Origin of the sequence: Burkholderia sp. EMB26, assembly GCF_024730645.1 — a bacterium.
Classification (GTDB): Bacteria; Pseudomonadota; Gammaproteobacteria; order Burkholderiales; family Burkholderiaceae; genus Burkholderia; species Burkholderia cenocepacia.
Genome location: NZ_CP078070.1, coordinates 220,314 through 236,586 on the forward strand (window position 1 = coordinate 220,314; position 16,273 = coordinate 236,586).

The 16,273-nt window shown below is 65.8% G+C and carries 13 protein-coding genes; 2 read left to right on the plus strand and 11 right to left on the minus strand.

Annotation, left to right across the window (positions count from 1 at the left end; translation table 11 throughout):
- Positions 1-50: 50 nt before the first annotated feature.
- From KU887_RS01055 to KU887_RS01095, 9 genes are all read right to left on the minus strand, one after another.
- The gene (locus KU887_RS01055; protein ID WP_034201126.1) at positions 51-743 is read right to left on the minus strand and encodes a bifunctional 2-polyprenyl-6-hydroxyphenol methylase/3-demethylubiquinol 3-O-methyltransferase UbiG; all 693 of its coding nucleotides are present in this window, start codon (positions 741-743) and stop codon (positions 51-53) included.
- Positions 744-1,054: 311 nt separating this feature from the next.
- Positions 1,055-2,332: an ATP-grasp domain-containing protein gene (locus KU887_RS01060; protein ID WP_034201125.1), complete on the minus strand. Its 1,278-nt coding sequence runs from the start codon at positions 2,330-2,332 to the stop codon at positions 1,055-1,057.
- A 55-nt stretch (positions 2,333-2,387) separates the two neighbouring features.
- A complete protein-coding gene (locus KU887_RS01065) occupies positions 2,388-3,182 on the minus strand; it encodes a hypothetical protein (protein WP_226245311.1) in 795 nt (264 codons plus the stop codon).
- Positions 3,183-3,346: 164 nt separating this feature from the next.
- Complete coding sequence (locus tag KU887_RS01070) at positions 3,347-4,045, minus strand: WbqC family protein (RefSeq protein ID WP_034201123.1); 699 nt, start codon at positions 4,043-4,045, stop codon at positions 3,347-3,349.
- Position 4,046: 1 nt separating this feature from the next.
- Positions 4,047-5,192 (minus strand): DegT/DnrJ/EryC1/StrS aminotransferase family protein, encoded by a 1,146-nt coding sequence (locus tag KU887_RS01075; protein WP_034201122.1) that lies wholly within the window; start codon positions 5,190-5,192, stop codon positions 4,047-4,049.
- A gap of 28 nt (positions 5,193-5,220) precedes the next feature.
- Complete coding sequence (locus tag KU887_RS01080) at positions 5,221-7,566, minus strand: glycosyltransferase family 41 protein (protein ID WP_258252086.1); 2,346 nt, start codon at positions 7,564-7,566, stop codon at positions 5,221-5,223.
- Between the two features lie 256 nt (positions 7,567-7,822).
- Positions 7,823-8,122, minus strand: a complete 300-nt coding sequence (locus KU887_RS01085) for a flagellar protein FliT (protein ID WP_124633807.1) — start codon at positions 8,120-8,122, stop codon at positions 7,823-7,825.
- 25 nt (positions 8,123-8,147) lie between these two features.
- Positions 8,148-9,656, minus strand: coding sequence for a flagellar filament capping protein FliD (gene fliD, locus KU887_RS01090; RefSeq protein WP_062911072.1), 1,509 nt, complete (start codon positions 9,654-9,656; stop codon positions 8,148-8,150).
- A 132-nt stretch (positions 9,657-9,788) separates the two neighbouring features.
- Complete coding sequence (locus KU887_RS01095; RefSeq protein ID WP_258255515.1) at positions 9,789-10,943, minus strand: flagellin; 1,155 nt, start codon at positions 10,941-10,943, stop codon at positions 9,789-9,791.
- A gap of 530 nt (positions 10,944-11,473) precedes the next feature.
- Between KU887_RS01095 and rpsU the strand changes: the two genes are divergently transcribed.
- The gene (gene rpsU / locus KU887_RS01100; protein WP_006401410.1) at positions 11,474-11,686 is read left to right on the plus strand and encodes a 30S ribosomal protein S21; all 213 of its coding nucleotides are present in this window, start codon (positions 11,474-11,476) and stop codon (positions 11,684-11,686) included.
- A gap of 166 nt (positions 11,687-11,852) precedes the next feature.
- Here rpsU and KU887_RS01105 read toward each other — a convergent pair whose 3' ends face one another.
- Positions 11,853-13,976: a TonB-dependent siderophore receptor gene (locus KU887_RS01105; protein ID WP_258255516.1), complete on the minus strand. Its 2,124-nt coding sequence runs from the start codon at positions 13,974-13,976 to the stop codon at positions 11,853-11,855.
- A 230-nt stretch (positions 13,977-14,206) separates the two neighbouring features.
- On the opposite strand from KU887_RS01105, the gene KU887_RS01110 reads away from it, so the two are divergent.
- A complete protein-coding gene (locus KU887_RS01110) occupies positions 14,207-15,442 on the plus strand; it encodes a PepSY domain-containing protein (protein WP_062911070.1) in 1,236 nt (411 codons plus the stop codon).
- Between the two features lie 98 nt (positions 15,443-15,540).
- On the opposite strand, the gene KU887_RS01115 is transcribed toward KU887_RS01110, so the two are convergent.
- Positions 15,541-16,143, minus strand: a complete 603-nt coding sequence (locus KU887_RS01115; RefSeq protein WP_034201116.1) for a DNA-3-methyladenine glycosylase I — start codon at positions 16,141-16,143, stop codon at positions 15,541-15,543.
- Positions 16,144-16,273 lie beyond the last annotated feature (130 nt).

Genomic DNA, 16,273 nt, shown 5'->3' on the forward strand with positions numbered 1-16,273 from the left:
GGGCCGGTCAAGCTGTTGCTCGTGGTCGATGCACCCATCGACCTGTCGCGTCAGCGCACCTTCAACTGATAGACGCCGAGCCACGAGGCCGTCACGCCGATATGTCCGCGCGATACCCGCCACGCAACGTCGAGCAGCCGATTGTAGGTGCGTGTCAGTGCGCGTTTGACGCCGCCGCCGGTGTAGAACGATCGCCACATCCGGGTGCGGTACGGATCCTTGAAGAAATAGATGTCCGTCATTTCGAGCAACCCCGCCTCGCCAAACGAGATCGGCATTCCCGTCGTGCCGAATGCATGACGGAAGCTCTGCGGCAGATAGGGGCGCACGTGAGTGAAGTCGTGATAGAACCGATCGCCGGGGGTCGGGCTGACGACGATCAGTCGGCTGTCCCGGTGCATCAAAGCGCAAAGGCGCGGCACGAGCGCGAACAGCGCGTCCGGCGTGACGTGCTCGATGAGGTGACTCAGGAACACCACATCGAACGGTGCGTGCTCGGCGGCGAAAAAAGCCTCCGGCTCGTATGCCGCGAATCCATTGGCACGCGCGCGTTCGACGTAGTCGACGTTCGCGTCGACGCCAGTGACGGCGCAACCCAGCTTGCCGAAGCCGTCGAGAAATTTTCCGGGTCCGCAACCGTAGTCGAGTACGCGGAGCGCGCGCTGTCCTGGATGCTGGAGTTGCCGCATCAACGAAAGGATGCGGCCGTACTCGAGTGACTGGTAGTGAGCAGGGGTCTTCATTGGGCGTCTCGATTCGCGGCGAAGCGGCAGGGCACGCGTTCGGGTTGGACAATCGACGGGCGTATCGCCGCGCATGTGTGTCTGTTCTGGTTGCAGGCGGGTCGGATATCGCGATGCGTCATGTCGATTTCAGTGCTTGCCATTGATTCGGATTGCGCTTTCCCCGCCGAACATCGCGCCGTCCGGGTGGGCCGGAGGTTCGCCGATTTGGCCGATCGGGGCGATGGGCCGATTCGACGGCGCGTGGCGCGCGGTGCGCGGGTGCGCAAGCGAATCGGGAGATCAGAGCAGCGTTGTCCATGCGGACGCCTTTACCGGATGAGGAATTCGACGGAGTCGACGTCGAACACCGGCACCGCGCACTTGCGTGCGACAGCGAGCCGCTCGGGAAAGTGGTTGTCGATGAAAATCGAGCGCGGCGTCACGTGATCGGCCTTGGACTCGCCGTTACGCAGGACGATGATGCGATCGAACAGTCCGGCATCGATCCGGGCGGCGGCGAGCGTGCGCGCGACGTCGTGCGCATGGCGTGTCAGCAGGACGACCTGCTTGCCCGCCGCGACCGATTGGTAGAGAAACGCGATGGTCTGCGGGACGGCGTGGCCGTTCAGTATCAGCGTGTCGTCGAGATCGACGCAGACGGTGTCGTATTCCCAGTCGAGCGCTGCCCGTGTCGCGATGTTGCGATCGACGAGCGTGACGTGCGGGTTCGGCAGTGCAACGAGATCGCGTCCGAGGTAGTCCTGGATGGCCATCAGCGGCAGGTTGATGCCGGCCGCGCGTTGAGCGGCCATCGTGCCCGCGACACGACAGGAAATCTCCAGCAGCTTCCACGCACCGTGACGGTCGCGCTTCAGTTGAAAGAACCAGGGGCCTCGCAGGGGCATCCCGTCGTTGATCTGATGCGCGATTTCGGTGATGCGCGGAGACTGCGGCAGCAGGCGCGAGCGCATCGAAATCCCGGCCTTCACGCGCTCGCGCGTGCGCGGCCCGATCCACAGGAGGCGGCGCGAACGGTCGGTGAAGCAATCGACGGTCACTTCGTCGCCGGGCAGGTACTCGACGAGCAGCGGCTGTTCGACGCGCTGCATCGCTTCGGTGGCCTCACGCGCATCGTCGACGCGCGTCACGCCTTGACCGCCCTGGCCGAGATCGGGCTTCACGATCGCCGGCCACGCGTCGACGTCGTCGACCGATGCGTACACCCGCGGTACCCAGTCGCGATCGGCGAAATGGCGGTACGTCATGCTCTTGCGGCGGGCGATGGCCGCGCTTTGTGCTGCGCCGTTGATGAGCGTGATGCCCATCCGGGAAGCGCGCGTCGACAGATATTCGTGCACCGTGTCGTGTGTCGCAAACACGACATCGATTTCATGGCGCGCGACGAACCGGGCGAAGTCGGCATCGAACGTAGCGTCGGCGATCTTCGGTAGCCCGCCGACATAACGCGGGAAGCGGAAGCGGCCGTGATCGTCGACGCTCGATGCACCGATTAGCTCGACGTGCAGCGAATAGCGTAACGCCTGGTGGATTTCCGATGCGTTTTCGGATCCGCAGGGAAATACGAGTACGTTGATCTTGTCGTTCATGGTGGTGGACGCACGTGTCGGCGCGCAACGTGTGATGACGGAATCCATGGAGTAGTTACTCGTCCAGCACGCGTGCGACGACCTCGTCCAGCTGCGCGCGATCCAGCCGCTGATCGCACGGCAGGAACAGCGCGCTGCGCGCAAGCTGCGCGTCGAAGTCCGGCACGGTGTCGTCCGATGCGACCTCGGGCCAGTAGCAGGGGGTGTAGATGCGTTGCGCGATCAGAGCGGCCCGCGTGGCCGCGGTCGTGCCGAGGAACGGGTAGCACAGGGGCACGCTGGCGTGGTCGAGCGCGACGGGCAGGCGATTGCGCTCGCCGAGCCGATCGTGCAGATACGAGAAATTCGCGCGTCGCGCGTCGCGGACGGACTCATAGTCGATCGCTGCCAGCAGGCGTTGCGTGAGGAACGACATCCTGCGCGGCGGCTGCCGGTCGAGGCTCGCTTCGGCCGCTTGATAGTCGGCGAAGCCGGCTTCCGCTCCGGCAGCCAGGCGCTTGAGCAGGTGTGTCGTGCGCTGCAGCGATGCGTGGTCGGTTTCGTCGGGCAGCGCAACGGCATGATTCGAGATCAGGTACCCGCCGTCGGGCACGCCGACGAACTTTCGCGGCGAATACAGGTTGGCGAGACAGTCGCGCGGCGCGGCAAAGAACGCCTGCGCGTTGTCGATCACGACGCGCTCGCGCGGGTAGCGCTCGAGTACCGAATCGACATGGCGGTCGCAGACACCGAAATAGTTCACGTAGAGCAGCCACTCGCCGGGACCGAGTTCGATGTCCGGGCACCCGAAGTCCTGGCCGATCGCGTAGCGTCGGCATGTGACGCCCGATGCGTGAAGCGAGTCGGTCATGCTCTCGCAGAGATACCATGGCGCCCAGACGGCCGTGGGCCGACGATACTGCAGCAACGCCAGGAATGCGGCACGGGCGGACTGGAATCGCAGCGCATTTGCGTGAAATTCCTGTCCGTGCATCGGGAGTTCGAATCCGGCATAGCCGCCGATCGCGTCGGCGTTCATGCGACGGCTCCGGCATGCAACATGGCGCGCACCTCGTCGACGTGATTGAACATCAGCACGTCGAGAATCGACAGCCCCGGCACGAATGTCGCGCCGAATTGCCGATAGGCGGGCAGCGCGGGCTCGATGAATTCGAGGCGGAGCCCGGCTTCGGCGAATGCCGTTCGATCGTACAACGCTCGCCCTCCGGGCAAGTTGACATAGGTGCGCGCGCGTTCGCTCGCGCAGATGTCCAGCACACGCGCCTGTCCCTTGAGTGCGTTGTTGCCGTAGCCCGACGATGTCGCAACGAACTCGGGGCCGATGCCGACGAACCGACAGACTTCGGCGACGCTGTGTGCGGCGAGGCAGCCGATCGAATCAGTCTCGTACGACATGACGCGTTCGAACAGCGCGCTGATGCGCGGGTAGTGAGGCGCCCGCGCGTACGCATGACGCAGCGACTCGCGCAGCCTGGGTAGCCAGCGTTCGGACGGCTGCACGCGCACGTCGTCGATCCGCTGAGACGAACCGGCACCGGCGAGCGGTACGGTCAGGTAATGGGCACGCCCGTTCAGCAAGACGCGGTTGCGGTTGATCCAGCCGTTCTTGATGAACGCGACGTCGTCGTAGAACACGAACCTGTCGACCGCCGCGGCGAGCTGGAAATAGCCGACGTAAGGGAACAGGTACGGTTGCATGATCGCGAGCCGCATCTTACGGCTGTCGGATTACGTCGACGATGCGGCGCAGATCGTGCTCGGTCAGCGCCGGATACATCGGCAGGCACAGCACCTTGCGCGCGGCCTCGGCCGCGACCGGGAGGTTCGCACGGTTCGCGGACGGCAAGCCGCGGTACATCGGGAAATCCGAAATCAGCGGATGGAAATAGCGGCGCGCCCAGATGTTGTTTTCGCGGAACGCCGTGTACAGCTCGTCGCGGCCGAGCGGATAGTCGGATTCGACGAGGATCGGAAAGTACGCATGGTTGGCGGTGTAATCGGGCGCATCGTTGACGCAGCGGATGCCGGGAATGTCCCGCAGCAACTCGCGGTAACGTGCGTCGAGCGCCTTGCGGCGGCCGAGCGCGTCGTCGATGTGCTTCAGCTGCAGCATGCCGAACGCCGCATTGACCTCGCTCATCTTGCCGTTGATGCCGGGCGCGACGACGGTCACTTCGTCGACGAAGCCGAAGTTCTTCAGGTGATCGATGCGCTGCTTCGTTTTAAGGTCGGGGCAGATGATCGCGCCGCCTTCGAACGTGTTGAACACCTTGGTGGCGTGAAAGCTCACCACCGACAGGTCGCCGTGCCGCAGGAGGCTGCCCTCGTGCGTACGGACGCCGAACGCATGCGCGGCGTCGTAGATCACGCGCAGGTTGTAGTTGTCCGCGATTTTCTGGATCGCGTCGACGTTGCACGGGCGGCCGTAGCAGTGGACGGGCAGGATCGCGCTGGTCTGCGGCGTGATCGCCGCTTCGATCTTGGCCGGATCCAGATTCAGCGAATCGGGTTCGACGTCGACGAAGACCGGCTTGATGCCGTTCCACAGCAGCGAGTGCGCGGTCGCGACGAACGAGTAAGGTGTCGTGATCACCTCGCCGGTGATGCGCAGTGCCTGCAGCGCGGTGACGAGCGCCAGCGTGCCGTTCGCGAACAGCGACAGGTGCGGGACACCGAGGTATTCGCATAGTGCGCGCTCGAACTGCTGGTGAAACGGGCCACCGTTGGTGAGCACGCGGCTGTCCCAGATCTGCTGGAGATACGGCAGGAATTCGTCGAGCGGGGGCAGGTGCGGCTGCGTGACATAGATGTTCTCGCGCGGCAGTTGCGCGACGGACGACATGGGCAGGCTGGCGGTCATGGTGATTTTTCTCGCTATCGCGTGGAAATCAGGCCTCTACCGCGGCCTGTGCGGTCGCCGCGTCGTCGAACAACGGCGTGTCGAATGCGGTGGCAGGCTCGCCCGCGCACCAGCGTGTCCACATCGTGCGTAGTGCCGACGACAGTCCGGCTGCGACGATCTCCGGGCGGAATGCGGCCGATTCGGCGCAGCGCGCGCGCAGGCCGCTGCGCAGGGTTTGCAGCGCGGTGACGTCGCGGCCGAGCGTCAGTGCCTTCGCGACAAAATCGTTCTCGTCCGTCGCGATGTACGCGTCGAGTCCGACGTGCTGCTGCCAGGCCGCGCCGCCACATCCTGCCGGCGTCGCGCCGGCGATCGTCACGGTCGGTACGCCCATCCACAGCGCGTTCAGCGTGGTGGTCGAGCCCGCGTACGGGAACGTGTCTAGACAGAGGTCGACGCCGTGATGCTGCTGCATGTAGAGCGGAATGCTCGAGCGCCGGTGAAACGTCAGGCGGCCGGTGTCGACACCCGCGGCGGTAAACCATTCGATCAGCGTACGCTGATCGTCGTCGTTGCCGATCGCACCCAGCGCCATGCGCGCGGTCGGATCCGCGTGCAGCACGCGGGCCCAGGCTGCGATGACCTCCGGGCTCAGCTTGTTCAGGCGGTTGAAGCTGCCGTAGGTCGTGTAGCCGTTGTACAGCGCAGGCAGCCCGTTGACGGGCGGGCAATGCGGCGGCGGCATGAACGTCGCGATCGCGGGTAGCCGCACGATCTGCTCGACGAACTGGTCGTCGAATTTGCCATGCGGCGTGACGAATCGGTCCGACAGGTAGTAGTCGATTGCGGCAACGCCCGTCGTGGCCGGGTAGCCGATCCACGAAGCCTGTACGGGAGCCGCGCGCTGCGCGAGCGCTACCAGCCGGTTGCGGCCCGTGTGGCCGGACAGATCGATCACGATGTCGATCTGGTCGTTGCGCACGCGCTCGAGAAATGCGCGATCGTTCAGGCCGGTGATGTTGCACCAGCTGCTCGCGTATGCCTTGACGCGTTCGGAGACCTGATCTTCCGCGAGGTGATTGTGATAGAAGTACATCGCGATGCCGGGATCCGTCGCGAGATGTTCGATCACGGGTACCGCGTAGGACGCGACCGCGTGGTTGAACAGGTCACCTGACACGAAGCCGACACGAAGCTGGCGCGCCGGGTCGCGCGTGTTCGTGAACGCGGCCGCCCGTTTGCGGTTACCGTAGCGCAGGCCGAACGCGCGATGCTGGTCGACGAGCGATTGCGGGTCGGCGTCGGCGCTGTGCGCGAGGCAGAACAGCATGTTGCTGTGGGCCACGCTGTCGGTCGGATCGAGTTCGAATGCGCGTCGCAGCCAGCCGAGCGCTTCCTGGGTGGCGCCCTGTTCGAGCAGGATGAATCCGAGCGTGCTGTTCACGGCGGCACTGCCTGGCGCAAGCTCGACCGCGCGCCGGCAGGCGGCGTTCGCTTCGGCAGTTCGACGTAGCGCAAGCAGCACCTGGCCGTGGATTCGCAATCCTTCCGGGTGATCGGGTTGAAGCTGGAGCAGGCGGCGGCATTGTTCGTCCGCTTCTTGGAAACGCAGTGCCGCGCGTAGCGTATCGGCGAGCAGGATACGCACGAGCACTTCGTCTGGCAGCAGCTCGACCGTACGCAGCCCCGCATCGATCATCTCCGTATAGCGGCCTTGCTTGTGCAACGACGCAGACAATGCGCGCCAGCACGCGCCGTCTTCCGGATAATCAGCTGTAAGTCGCTTTGCGAGTGCGGTGCATTCGGCGTACTTGTTTTTCTGGAACAGCGCCGCATGCCTTTGCAACAGATGCGGGTGAGCCCGGCGGGCTGGCTTGCCGGGATGATCCCGCTCGGTCGAGCCGGTGGCGGTTTCGGCGACAATCTGTGCATCGATGCCGCTCGATACGACGGCGGTAGCCGGGGCCGTTGCGAGCACGACGTCGGGCATCGACATTTGCGTAATCAGCCCGTCCAGTGCGGGGCCATGTACGCCGCGTTGCTGCGCAATTTCGACGGCGATCCAAGCGGCGGGCGTTTGTCCGCTGTGGTGCAGTGCGTGGATGTAGCTGACCCAGTAGTAGCCGTTGGCCGGGTTCACGCCGAGAGCGGCCTCGAAATGCGGCAGCGCATCGGTCGGCCGGCCTGTATCGACCATCAGCACCGCGAGGTTGTAGTGCGCATCCGCATGCGTGGGCATCGCGTCGACGATCGCCTCGTACAGCGCCCGCGCGTCGTCGAATGCGCCGCTGTGCTGGCGTTCGAGCGCACTTTCCATGACGAGCGCAATGTCCTGCGCGAACTGCTGTTCAGGCGTAAGCACGGCGGGATCGGGCGATTCGGACGGGAGCATGATGAAATCTGCGGAAAGTCGGTCGATACCATTATGGGTAGCGGGCCGTCGCGCCGATGCCGCGAGGTGACGGGAAAAGCCCGGTCAGTTTGGTCGATTGACCGGTCGGCCGACGGAGGGGCGGTGCGGCTGGCGACACCCCAAAAAAACGCCCGCACGAGGCGGGCGGGGAGGCGAACGAGCACGCCCTCACATCAGCGTGTAGTTCTTGTTGTCGGGTTGGCGGCGCGCATTGCGGCGCGCGGCCGGATGCGGATCAGCGGTTCGCGATGCTCTGGTACTGGCCGACGGCCTGCACGCGGGTCATCGCCGCCTGGTATTCGTCGGTCAGCTCCTGCTGCGCGCGTTGCGCGTCGGCGAAGATACGGTCGTTGCTGGCCTGCATGCGGCGGATCGCCGCGATGCCGACGGGCGGCTGGTCGGTCAAGAGCAGTGCGACGAGCGACCAGCGCGCATCGACGAGGCGTACGGCCTCGGCCCAGTCGGCCATCGCGGCCGCATGTTCGATCCCGTCGGTGAGCGCATCGATCTGCGCAATCAGTTCGGTCTGTTCCATCGGTGCTCTCCGGTCCGGCCAGCGATCAGCCCTTGTTGTTCGACATCGCGCCGGCGCTGTTCGCGCCGCCGAACAACTGGGTCAGGTATTGCGAGTTGCTGTTCATCGTCGCCATCAGCGTGTTGAGCGCGGTGAACTGCGCCTGGTACTGGCTCGTCAGCTGGGCTGCGTAGTTGGACAGCGTCGTCTGCTGCTGCGCGACGTTTTTCAGATCGTTGCTGAGCGCGGTCGTGCGCGCGGCGATCAGTCCGTTCGTCTTCGTGTAGTTCGTGATGTTCGTCGTCAACTGCTCGCCGATCCCGTTCTTCGAGTTGAACAGGGACGCGACGCCCGTCGGGTTGTTCTGCAGTGCGCCGTTGAGCGCCGTGCTGTCGACCTTCAGCGTGCCGTCGGCCTGCAGCGTGACGCCGATCGACGCGAGGTTGACCGTCGAGCCGTTGCTGTTCACGCCGCTCGCGACGATCGATGCGAGTGCGTTCTTGATCGTGTTCAGCGTCGAGTCGCCGAGCAGCGGGCCTTGCGACGACGCTCCGGACGTGAAGCTCGACAGCGAGCCCATCGTCGTGACCAGCGTGTTGTAGAGCGTCGCGAAGTTGTTGATCGCGGTGGCCTGGGATTTCGTGTCGGTCGCGACCGTCAACGTTTGCGGCTGCGTGGCGCTGACGGCGGCGCTGGTCAGGTTCAGCGTGACGCCGGTGATCGCGCTCGTCACGGTGTTGCTCGCGCTGGTGCCGGCGATTCCGTTGATCGTGAACGCGGCGTCCTGCGCGGCGGTGCTCTGCTTCCACGCGGCGCTGCCGTTCGCGGACGTGATCGTCGACTGGCCGCCCGTCGTGCTGGGCGTCGACGTGACGCCGAGGCTGGACAGGCCGTTGTCGCCGGCGACGTTGCTGAGCGCGACGCCGATCGTGTTCGCCGCGCCGGTCGGCGTCGAGCTGAGCACGAGGTGCGCGCCGTCGCTGCCGTTGACGACCGATGCGACGATGCCCGGGTTGCCGGTCGCGGTATTGATCGCGGCGGCGATGCCGGACAGCGTGTTGTTGGTGCCGTTCACGTCGACGGTGAACGACTGGCTGCCGAGCGACAGCGTCATCGTGCCGGTGCCGAGCGCGGTCGACGCGCCGAACGCGGCCGACGACAGCGACTGCGACGTCGCGATCTGCGTGACGCCGACCGAATAGCTGCCGGCTACTGCGCCGGCACCCGCGGTCGCGGTGAGGCCGGTGCCGCTCGCGGTCGCGGTGAAGGTGTTCTGCAGCGAGCCGTTCGACAGCGTGGTGAGGCTGGCCTGCAGTGCGCTCAGCGCGGCCGACAGCGCGCCGTACGCGGAAATCTGGGTGTTGTCGCTGCTTTGCTGCGCGTTGAGCGCGGCGGCCTGGCCGGCGGTTTTCGCATTGACGAGTGCCGTCACGAGCGAGTTGACGTCCATCGACGAGTTGCCGGTCGAACCGCTGATGATCGATTGGGCGGCTTGCTGCAGCGCGCTGTTGGCCGAGTTGTTGGCGGCGGTGACGGCGGGATTGATCGTCGACATCGTGTTGCTCCGTGCGGCGGGTGATCCGGGAAGTTCTGGATGAAGACCTGGCGGCGGAGCAACGCCCCGCGCGCCAAGTGACTGCGGCCGGGCCGCGCGTTACGCGGGGCCCGGCCGTCGGTTGCTACGCGATTACTGCAGGAGCTTCAGGACCTGCTGCGGCAGCGAGTTCGCCTGTGCGAGCACCGAGATGCCTGCTTGCTGCAGCACCTGGTTCTTCGACATGTTCGCGGTTTCCTGCGCGAAGTTCGCGTCGGTGATCTGCGACTGTGCCGACGACAGGTCGGTCGATTCTGCCTGCTGCGCCGTGGCGATTGCCGTGAAGCGGTTTTGTGCCGCGCCGAGTGCCGCCTGCACGTTGTTCACCGTCTGCAGCGCGTTGTCGATCGACACCATCGCGACGTTCGCCCCGCTGACCGTGCTGATGTCGAGGTTCGACACGGTAGCCGGCTTGTTGACGGCGTTGATCTGAGCGATTGCGTTGGTGATTGCGGTCTGTTGCGCGGCGGTGGTGCCCGCGCCCGTCACGCCCGAGCCGAGCACCAGAGCTGCGACCGGCGTACCCGTGCCGGACGTTGCGCCCGAGCCGAACACGGCCGTTGCAGCACTCCCCGAAATGCCCTGACCGTTCTGATCCGTGAACGTGTAACCGCCCTTGCCGTCCGAAATGACGTTGATCGCGGTGATCGTTGCGCCCGAACTGGCGTACGCGCCGTTGTTGTCGAGCGACAGACCCGTCACCGTACCGACCGTCTGGCCCTTCTGCACCAGGCCGCCGCCAATCTTCGCAGCCGACATGCTTTGGCTCAGGTCCAGCGAAATCGTCTGGCCGACGTTCGCGCCGACCTGGAACGACACGATGCCTGCCGAGCCGTCGAGAATATTCGTGCCGTTGTACGTCGTTTGCGACGCGATACGGTTCACTTCCTGGATCTGCTGCGAAACTTCCTGCTGCAGTGCGGCCTGGTCGGTCGTGGACATCGTGCCCGTCGACGCCTGGACGGCCAGCTGGCGGATACGCTGCAGGCTGTTCGTCAGCGACGACAGTGCGCTCGAAGCCGTCTGGATCATCGACACGCCGTCGTTCGAGTTCGACACGCCCTGGTTCAGACCGTTGATCTGGGTCTGCATCCGGGTCGAGATCGCGAGGCCTGCTGCGTCGTCCGCTGCGCTGTTGATGCGCTTGCCCGACGACAGGCGCGTGATGGCCTGGGACAGGGCGTTTTGCGAGCCGTTGAGGTTCTGCTGTGCAACCAGCGAGTTGATGTTGCTGTTAATTCCGAGCATGGAAAAATCTCCTGTATAAGCCGAAAGCCCTGGAAAGCCGTTTTGGCGTCGGCGGAAGCACTCGTTCATTGCTGGCCGCCTCAGAGCAGGATTTCGGCGCACCAAAACAAAACTTGAGGGGCACGTGGAGATTCGGCCCGATTTTTTATCCTTCTTTGTCATTTCGGACCGGCCCGGCACGGCGCCGGATTAAACGGGGGCAGAAACCGGCCCGATGCGGCTCCGGCACTCAGTCGTGACGCTGTGCACACACAACCGACAAAAGGGTGGTTTTGTCTGTGATTCCCTGCTATGATGGCGGGCTGAATTGAGATTTTCTGTCACGCCTTTGCCGGTTTCGGCATGTCTGCTGGCAGTCAAACGCGGCGCTGCACGCGGTTGTGAAGCGTACTCGCGGTGCTTTCCGCCTCTCTTTTCCGGCCTCCGAGGCCGTATTTCCGCTCGTTTCGCCTGTTGTGGGGACGCTCGGATGGCCGGTGCGTGGCGCTTGGCCGCTACGTTTTTGACCGTTTAAGCAATTTAGGAACGACATGACGACGATTCTTCTGAAAGAAAACGAGCCGTTCGAAGTGGCGATTCGCCGCTTTCGTCGCGCTATCGAAAAAAATGGCCTGATCGCTGAACTGCGTGAGCGCCAGTCTTACGAAAAGCCGACTGCAGTCCGCAAGCGCAAGAAGGCAGCAGCCGTCAAGCGCCTGCACAAGCGCCTGCGCAGCCAGATGCTGCCGAAGAAGCTTCACTAAGCGCGTCTGACGGTTCGCCGCGAAACGGCGGAGTGTGCCTCGAAAGAGGCCGCTCCGCCGTTTTGCTTTGGCGGGCCGGGAAAATCCCGAGGCCATTGCGGCGCGGGTGTTCCCGCCAGCTGGCGAGACCCGGCGGCCAGCGGGTTGCGGCCGCCGGCCGCGGCGTTCAGAAATCGATCTTCGCGCTCAGGCTCACCGTGCGCGGGTCGCCCGGCTTCACGTAGTCCGCGTACTGGTATTCCCAGTAACGGCGGTTCAACACGTTGTCGATCGATGCGCGCAGCGTCACGTCGTGCCGTCCGACCCGCGTCAGGTAACGCGCGCCCGCGTTGACGACGAGAAAGCCCGGTGCGTCGAGGCCGCCGGCCGCGCGCAGCGGCGTCGCGCCGGTGAATTTCGCGTCGACGCCGAGCGTCAGCCCCGGCACGCCCGGCACCGCATAGCCGAGGTCGCCGGCGAGCACGAAGCGCGGCGCGCCGGCCACGCGGTTGCCGTGGTTGCCGATCCCGTTCGCGTACCACGCGTCGAGCAGCATCGCGTCGACGCCCGCGTTCCAGTGCGCGCCGAATTTCGCGCGCGCGCCGACCTCGATCCCCTGAATGATCGATTCGCCATCCTGCACGTAGACGTTCGCGGCGTTCGCGTATTCGGCGCTGCGCTCGATGCGGAACAGCGCGGCCGTCGCGCTCCAGCGCGCGCGCTCGCTCTTGATCCCCAGCTCGTACTGCTTGCTGCGCAGCGGCTTGAGCACCTGGCCCGCGTTCGCGTAGACATCGTTCACGCGGCTGCCGGGCTCGAGCGACTCGGCGTAGCTCGCGTACGCGGTGGTCGTCGGCGCGAGCTTGAACATCACCGCGAAGGTCGGCGTCACCACGCCGTTCTGGCGATAGCCGGGGTCCTCGGCGCCGCTCGCCTGGAACGCGCGCTGCGCGTAGTTCATGTAGCGCACGCCGGCCAGCACCGACCAGCGCTCGGTCAACTGCACGGTGTCGCTCGCGAACAGCGATTTCTGCACGATCTCGCTCGTGCGGTACTGGATGAAGCCGTGCGGACTCTCGTAGCGGTATGGATTCGGCGCATAGAGGTTGCCGGCGCCGAGCGGCACGAACACGCTGTTCGCCGAATAGTCGTTCGCCTGCTTCTGCCACGACGCGCCGAACACGATCTGGTGGCTGAACGGGCCCGTGCGCACCTTCCCCTCGACCATCGCGCGCCACTGGCTGAAGCGGTGATCCTCCATGCCGACGTAGCGGCTGTCGGTGTAGTTGCCGGCCGCGTCCTGCAGGTAGAGCGTGCTTTCGTTACGCCGGCGCGTCGCCTTGCTGTAGCTGTACGCGACGTCGAGCTGCCAGTCGGGCGCGAGCTGGTATTGCAGCCCGGCCGTATAGAGCTGCAGGTTCGTGTTCAGGTACTGGTCCTTGCCGCCCAGGTTCGTCGACCCGCCGCTGATCGTCGCGGGTAGCGCGCCGCCCGGATAGCTGCCGGTGAAGATCGACGGCGTCTGGCCGGTCGTGCGGCGGTCCTGGTACAGCGCACCGAACGACACGGACAGGTCGCGCGTCAGGTTCGCCTGCAGCGCGAGCGACACGCTGTCGCGGCGGATGTTGCCGTCGTTGTACGTCTTGCCTTCCTCGTGCGTCGCATTCAGCCGCGCGCCGAACATGTGGTCGGGACCGAAGCGCTGGCCGAGATCGACATGCTCGGTCCACACGTTGGTGCTCCGGTAGCCGATGTCGACGCTGCGCACCGGTTCGGCGCCCGGCTGCTTCGTCACGTAGTTGACGACGCCGCCCGGCGTCACGAAGCCATACAGGAAGCCGCCGAGCCCCTTCAGCAGTTCGACGCGATCGAGCTGCTCGTACGGCATCGTGATGCCGTACGTGACGAACGGCAGTCCGTCGATCTTGTAGCCGTTCTGCCAGTCGAGCTGCATGCCGCGCACCGTCATGTAGCTGGCCCAGGCGCTGTAGGCGCCGCTGTTGTCCGACACCGACGCGTCGTTCGCGAACACGTCGCCGAGCTTGTACGGCTGGCGGGCCTCGAGCTCTTCCGACGTGACGATGGTGGTCGAGAACGGCGTGTCGAGCTGGCGGCGGGTGCCGAGCGCACCCGTCGAGATCGTGTCGGTCAAGTGTTGCGGCGAATCATGCGCGGCCGTGATGTTGAGGGCGGGCAGTACCGCGGCGTCGCCGGGCGAATCGTCCGCATGCGCGAGCGACGCGGCAAGGCAGGCGAGGGCGGCGGCCACGCGGCGTGGACGGACAGGCGGGCGGGCGAGGCAGACGGTCATGGCGAGCGAGTAAAAAATGCGAGTAAGAATCATTCGCATTGCGTTAAAATGTCGCGCATCGTATCAAAACCCGCCAACCGCGCAACAATTCCATGCCGCGTACAAGGGCATCCGGCCTCGCCGGGCCCGACCGGGAGACCGTTGCGCGGTGCTCGACATCAAATGAACTGCATCCCGTCGAATCGGGGCCGCCGCTCGTGCCGGCCCGCCTTCCTTTCGCTGCGCACGCGATGAATGCGTTCCTGCGACCGTTTCTCGTGCGCCTGCACCGCTGGTTCGGGCTCGCCATCGCGCTGTTCCTGTTCGTCGCGGGGCTCACCGGCGCATTGATTGCGTGGGACCATGAGCTCGACGCGGTGCTGAACCCGGATTTCTACACCGCGCGCAGCGGCGCGGCGCCGCTGGCGCCGCTCGAACTCGCGGCGCGCATCGAGGCCGCCGATCCGCGCGTGCAGGTGACTTATCTGCCGCTCGCGATCGAACCGGGACACACGCTGCAGGCGGGCGTGATGCCGCGTACCGATCCGGCGACCGGCCAGCCGTACGCACTCGGTTTCAGCCAGATCGCCGTCGATCCCGCGACCGGCGCGGTGCAGGGCCGCCGCGAATGGGGCGCGCTGTCGCTCGCGCGGCTCGACCTGATGCCGTTCATCTACCGGCTGCATTACTCGCTGTTCCTGCCCGTGTACGGCGGGATCAACTTCGGGTTCTGGGTGATGGGCGTCGTCGGCATCGTGTGGGCGATCGACAGCCTGATCGCGCTGGTGCTGGCGTTTCCTAACGTGAAAAGCTGGCGCAAGTCGTTCGCGTTCCGCGTGCGGCGCGGCGGCTACCCGCTCGTGTTCGACCTGCACCGCTCGGGCGGCGTGTGGGTGTGGGGGCTGTTGCTCGTCGTTGCGATCACATCGATCTCGATGAACCTCGCCGTTCCGGTCGTGCGCCCGCTGGTCTCGCTGGTGTCGCCGCTTGCCGAAACGCCGTATACGAATCCGGAGCATTTCCCGCCGGCCCCGCCGGGCAGCCAGATCCTGCCGCGCGAGCGGATCGTCGAGATCGCGCGCTCGGCCGGCCGCGACGCAGGGATCGCCGCGCCGCCGGGCGCGCTGCTGTTTGCGCCGGGGATGAACGCGTATGCGGTCGGGTTCTTCACGCCGGGCAACGACCATGGCGACGTCGGACTCGGCAATGCGTGGCTGTACTGGAATGCGGTGACCGGCAAGCCCGTCGCGGCTCAGGTGCCGGGCCGCGGTTCGGCCGGCGACCTGTTCATGCAGGCGCAGTTTCCGCTGCACTCGGGGCGAATCGCCGGTGTCGCCGGACGTGTCGCCGTGAGCGTGCTCGGCATCGTGATCGCGATGCTGAGCGTGACGGGCGTGTGCATCTGGGTGAAGAAGCGCGGCGCACGCGGGCGGGCTGCGCGGAGCGCGCGACCGGCCGTGCCGGCATCGTCGCGCGCCGCGCGATAAGGACCGCGGGGCAAGCAGCAAGCAGCAGGCGGCAAGCGGACGGCGCAACCGCCGCCGGGCAGCGGCGCGGCACCCGCGCCGGGTGTGCGCCCGCGCCGTCAGCCCGCCTTGCGCCGGCGGGCCGGCTGCTTGCCGCCGAGCGCCGCGCATCGCGCGTGGCACGGGCAGCCGGCTTCGTGATCGTTGACCATGCCGGTTGCCTGCATCAGCGCATAGCAGATCGTCGAGCCGACGAACTTGCAGCCGTACGCCTTCAGCGCCTTGCTGAGCGCGTCGGACTGCTCGGTCGAGGCGGGCGCGTCGCGGTACGACTGCCACGCGTTCTGGACCGGCGTGTCGCCGACGAACGACCACAGGAACGCGGCGAGCGACCCGTGCTCTTCGCGGATGCGCTGCACGGCGCGCGCGTTGGTCACCGCCGATTCGACCTTCGCACGGTTGCGCACGATGCCCGGGTTCTCCAGCAATTTCTCGATGCGCGTGGGCGTGAAGCGCGCGACGGCATCGACGTCGAAATCGGCGAACGCTTCGCGATAGCCCGCGCGCTTGTTCAGGATCGTCGACCACGACAGCCCGGCCTGCGCGCCTTCCAGAATCAGCATTTCGAACAGGTGGCGATCGTCGTGCGAGGGCACGCCCCACTCGGTATCGTGATAGTGAGCGTCCGCTTCCGTCTTCACCCAGTTGCACCGCTGCGACATCGTCTGCCTCGTTTTCAGTGTCGATTCGATCGCGCCAGCATAGCGGAAGCCCTTTTGGCGGGATAGCCGGCCGAACGGCAGATGGGCGCGCGGCGCCGATCCGGTTAAGCTTGGCGCCTGTTCGAATCAG

Coding starts and splice junctions, on each gene's coding strand:
- KU887_RS01055 (WP_034201126.1), bottom strand. CDS start 743: ATGAAGACCCCTGCTCACTACCAGTCACTCGAGTACGGCCGCATCCTT.
- KU887_RS01060 (WP_034201125.1), bottom strand. CDS start 2,332: ATGAACGACAAGATCAACGTACTCGTATTTCCCTGCGGATCCGAAAAC.
- KU887_RS01065 (WP_226245311.1), bottom strand. CDS start 3,182: ATGACCGACTCGCTTCACGCATCGGGCGTCACATGCCGACGCTACGCG.
- KU887_RS01070 (WP_034201123.1), bottom strand. CDS start 4,045: ATGCGGCTCGCGATCATGCAACCGTACCTGTTCCCTTACGTCGGCTAT.
- KU887_RS01075 (WP_034201122.1), bottom strand. CDS start 5,192: ATGACCGCCAGCCTGCCCATGTCGTCCGTCGCGCAACTGCCGCGCGAG.
- KU887_RS01080 (WP_258252086.1), bottom strand. CDS start 7,566: ATGCTCCCGTCCGAATCGCCCGATCCCGCCGTGCTTACGCCTGAACAG.
- KU887_RS01085 (WP_124633807.1), bottom strand. CDS start 8,122: ATGGAACAGACCGAACTGATTGCGCAGATCGATGCGCTCACCGACGGG.
- fliD (WP_062911072.1), bottom strand. CDS start 9,656: ATGTCGACGATCAATCCCGCCGTCACCGCCGCCAACAACTCGGCCAAC.
- KU887_RS01095 (WP_258255515.1), bottom strand. CDS start 10,943: ATGCTCGGAATTAACAGCAACATCAACTCGCTGGTTGCACAGCAGAAC.
- rpsU (WP_006401410.1), top strand. CDS start 11,474: ATGACGACGATTCTTCTGAAAGAAAACGAGCCGTTCGAAGTGGCGATT.
- KU887_RS01105 (WP_258255516.1), bottom strand. CDS start 13,976: ATGACCGTCTGCCTCGCCCGCCCGCCTGTCCGTCCACGCCGCGTGGCC.
- KU887_RS01110 (WP_062911070.1), top strand. CDS start 14,207: ATGAATGCGTTCCTGCGACCGTTTCTCGTGCGCCTGCACCGCTGGTTC.
- KU887_RS01115 (WP_034201116.1), bottom strand. CDS start 16,143: ATGTCGCAGCGGTGCAACTGGGTGAAGACGGAAGCGGACGCTCACTAT.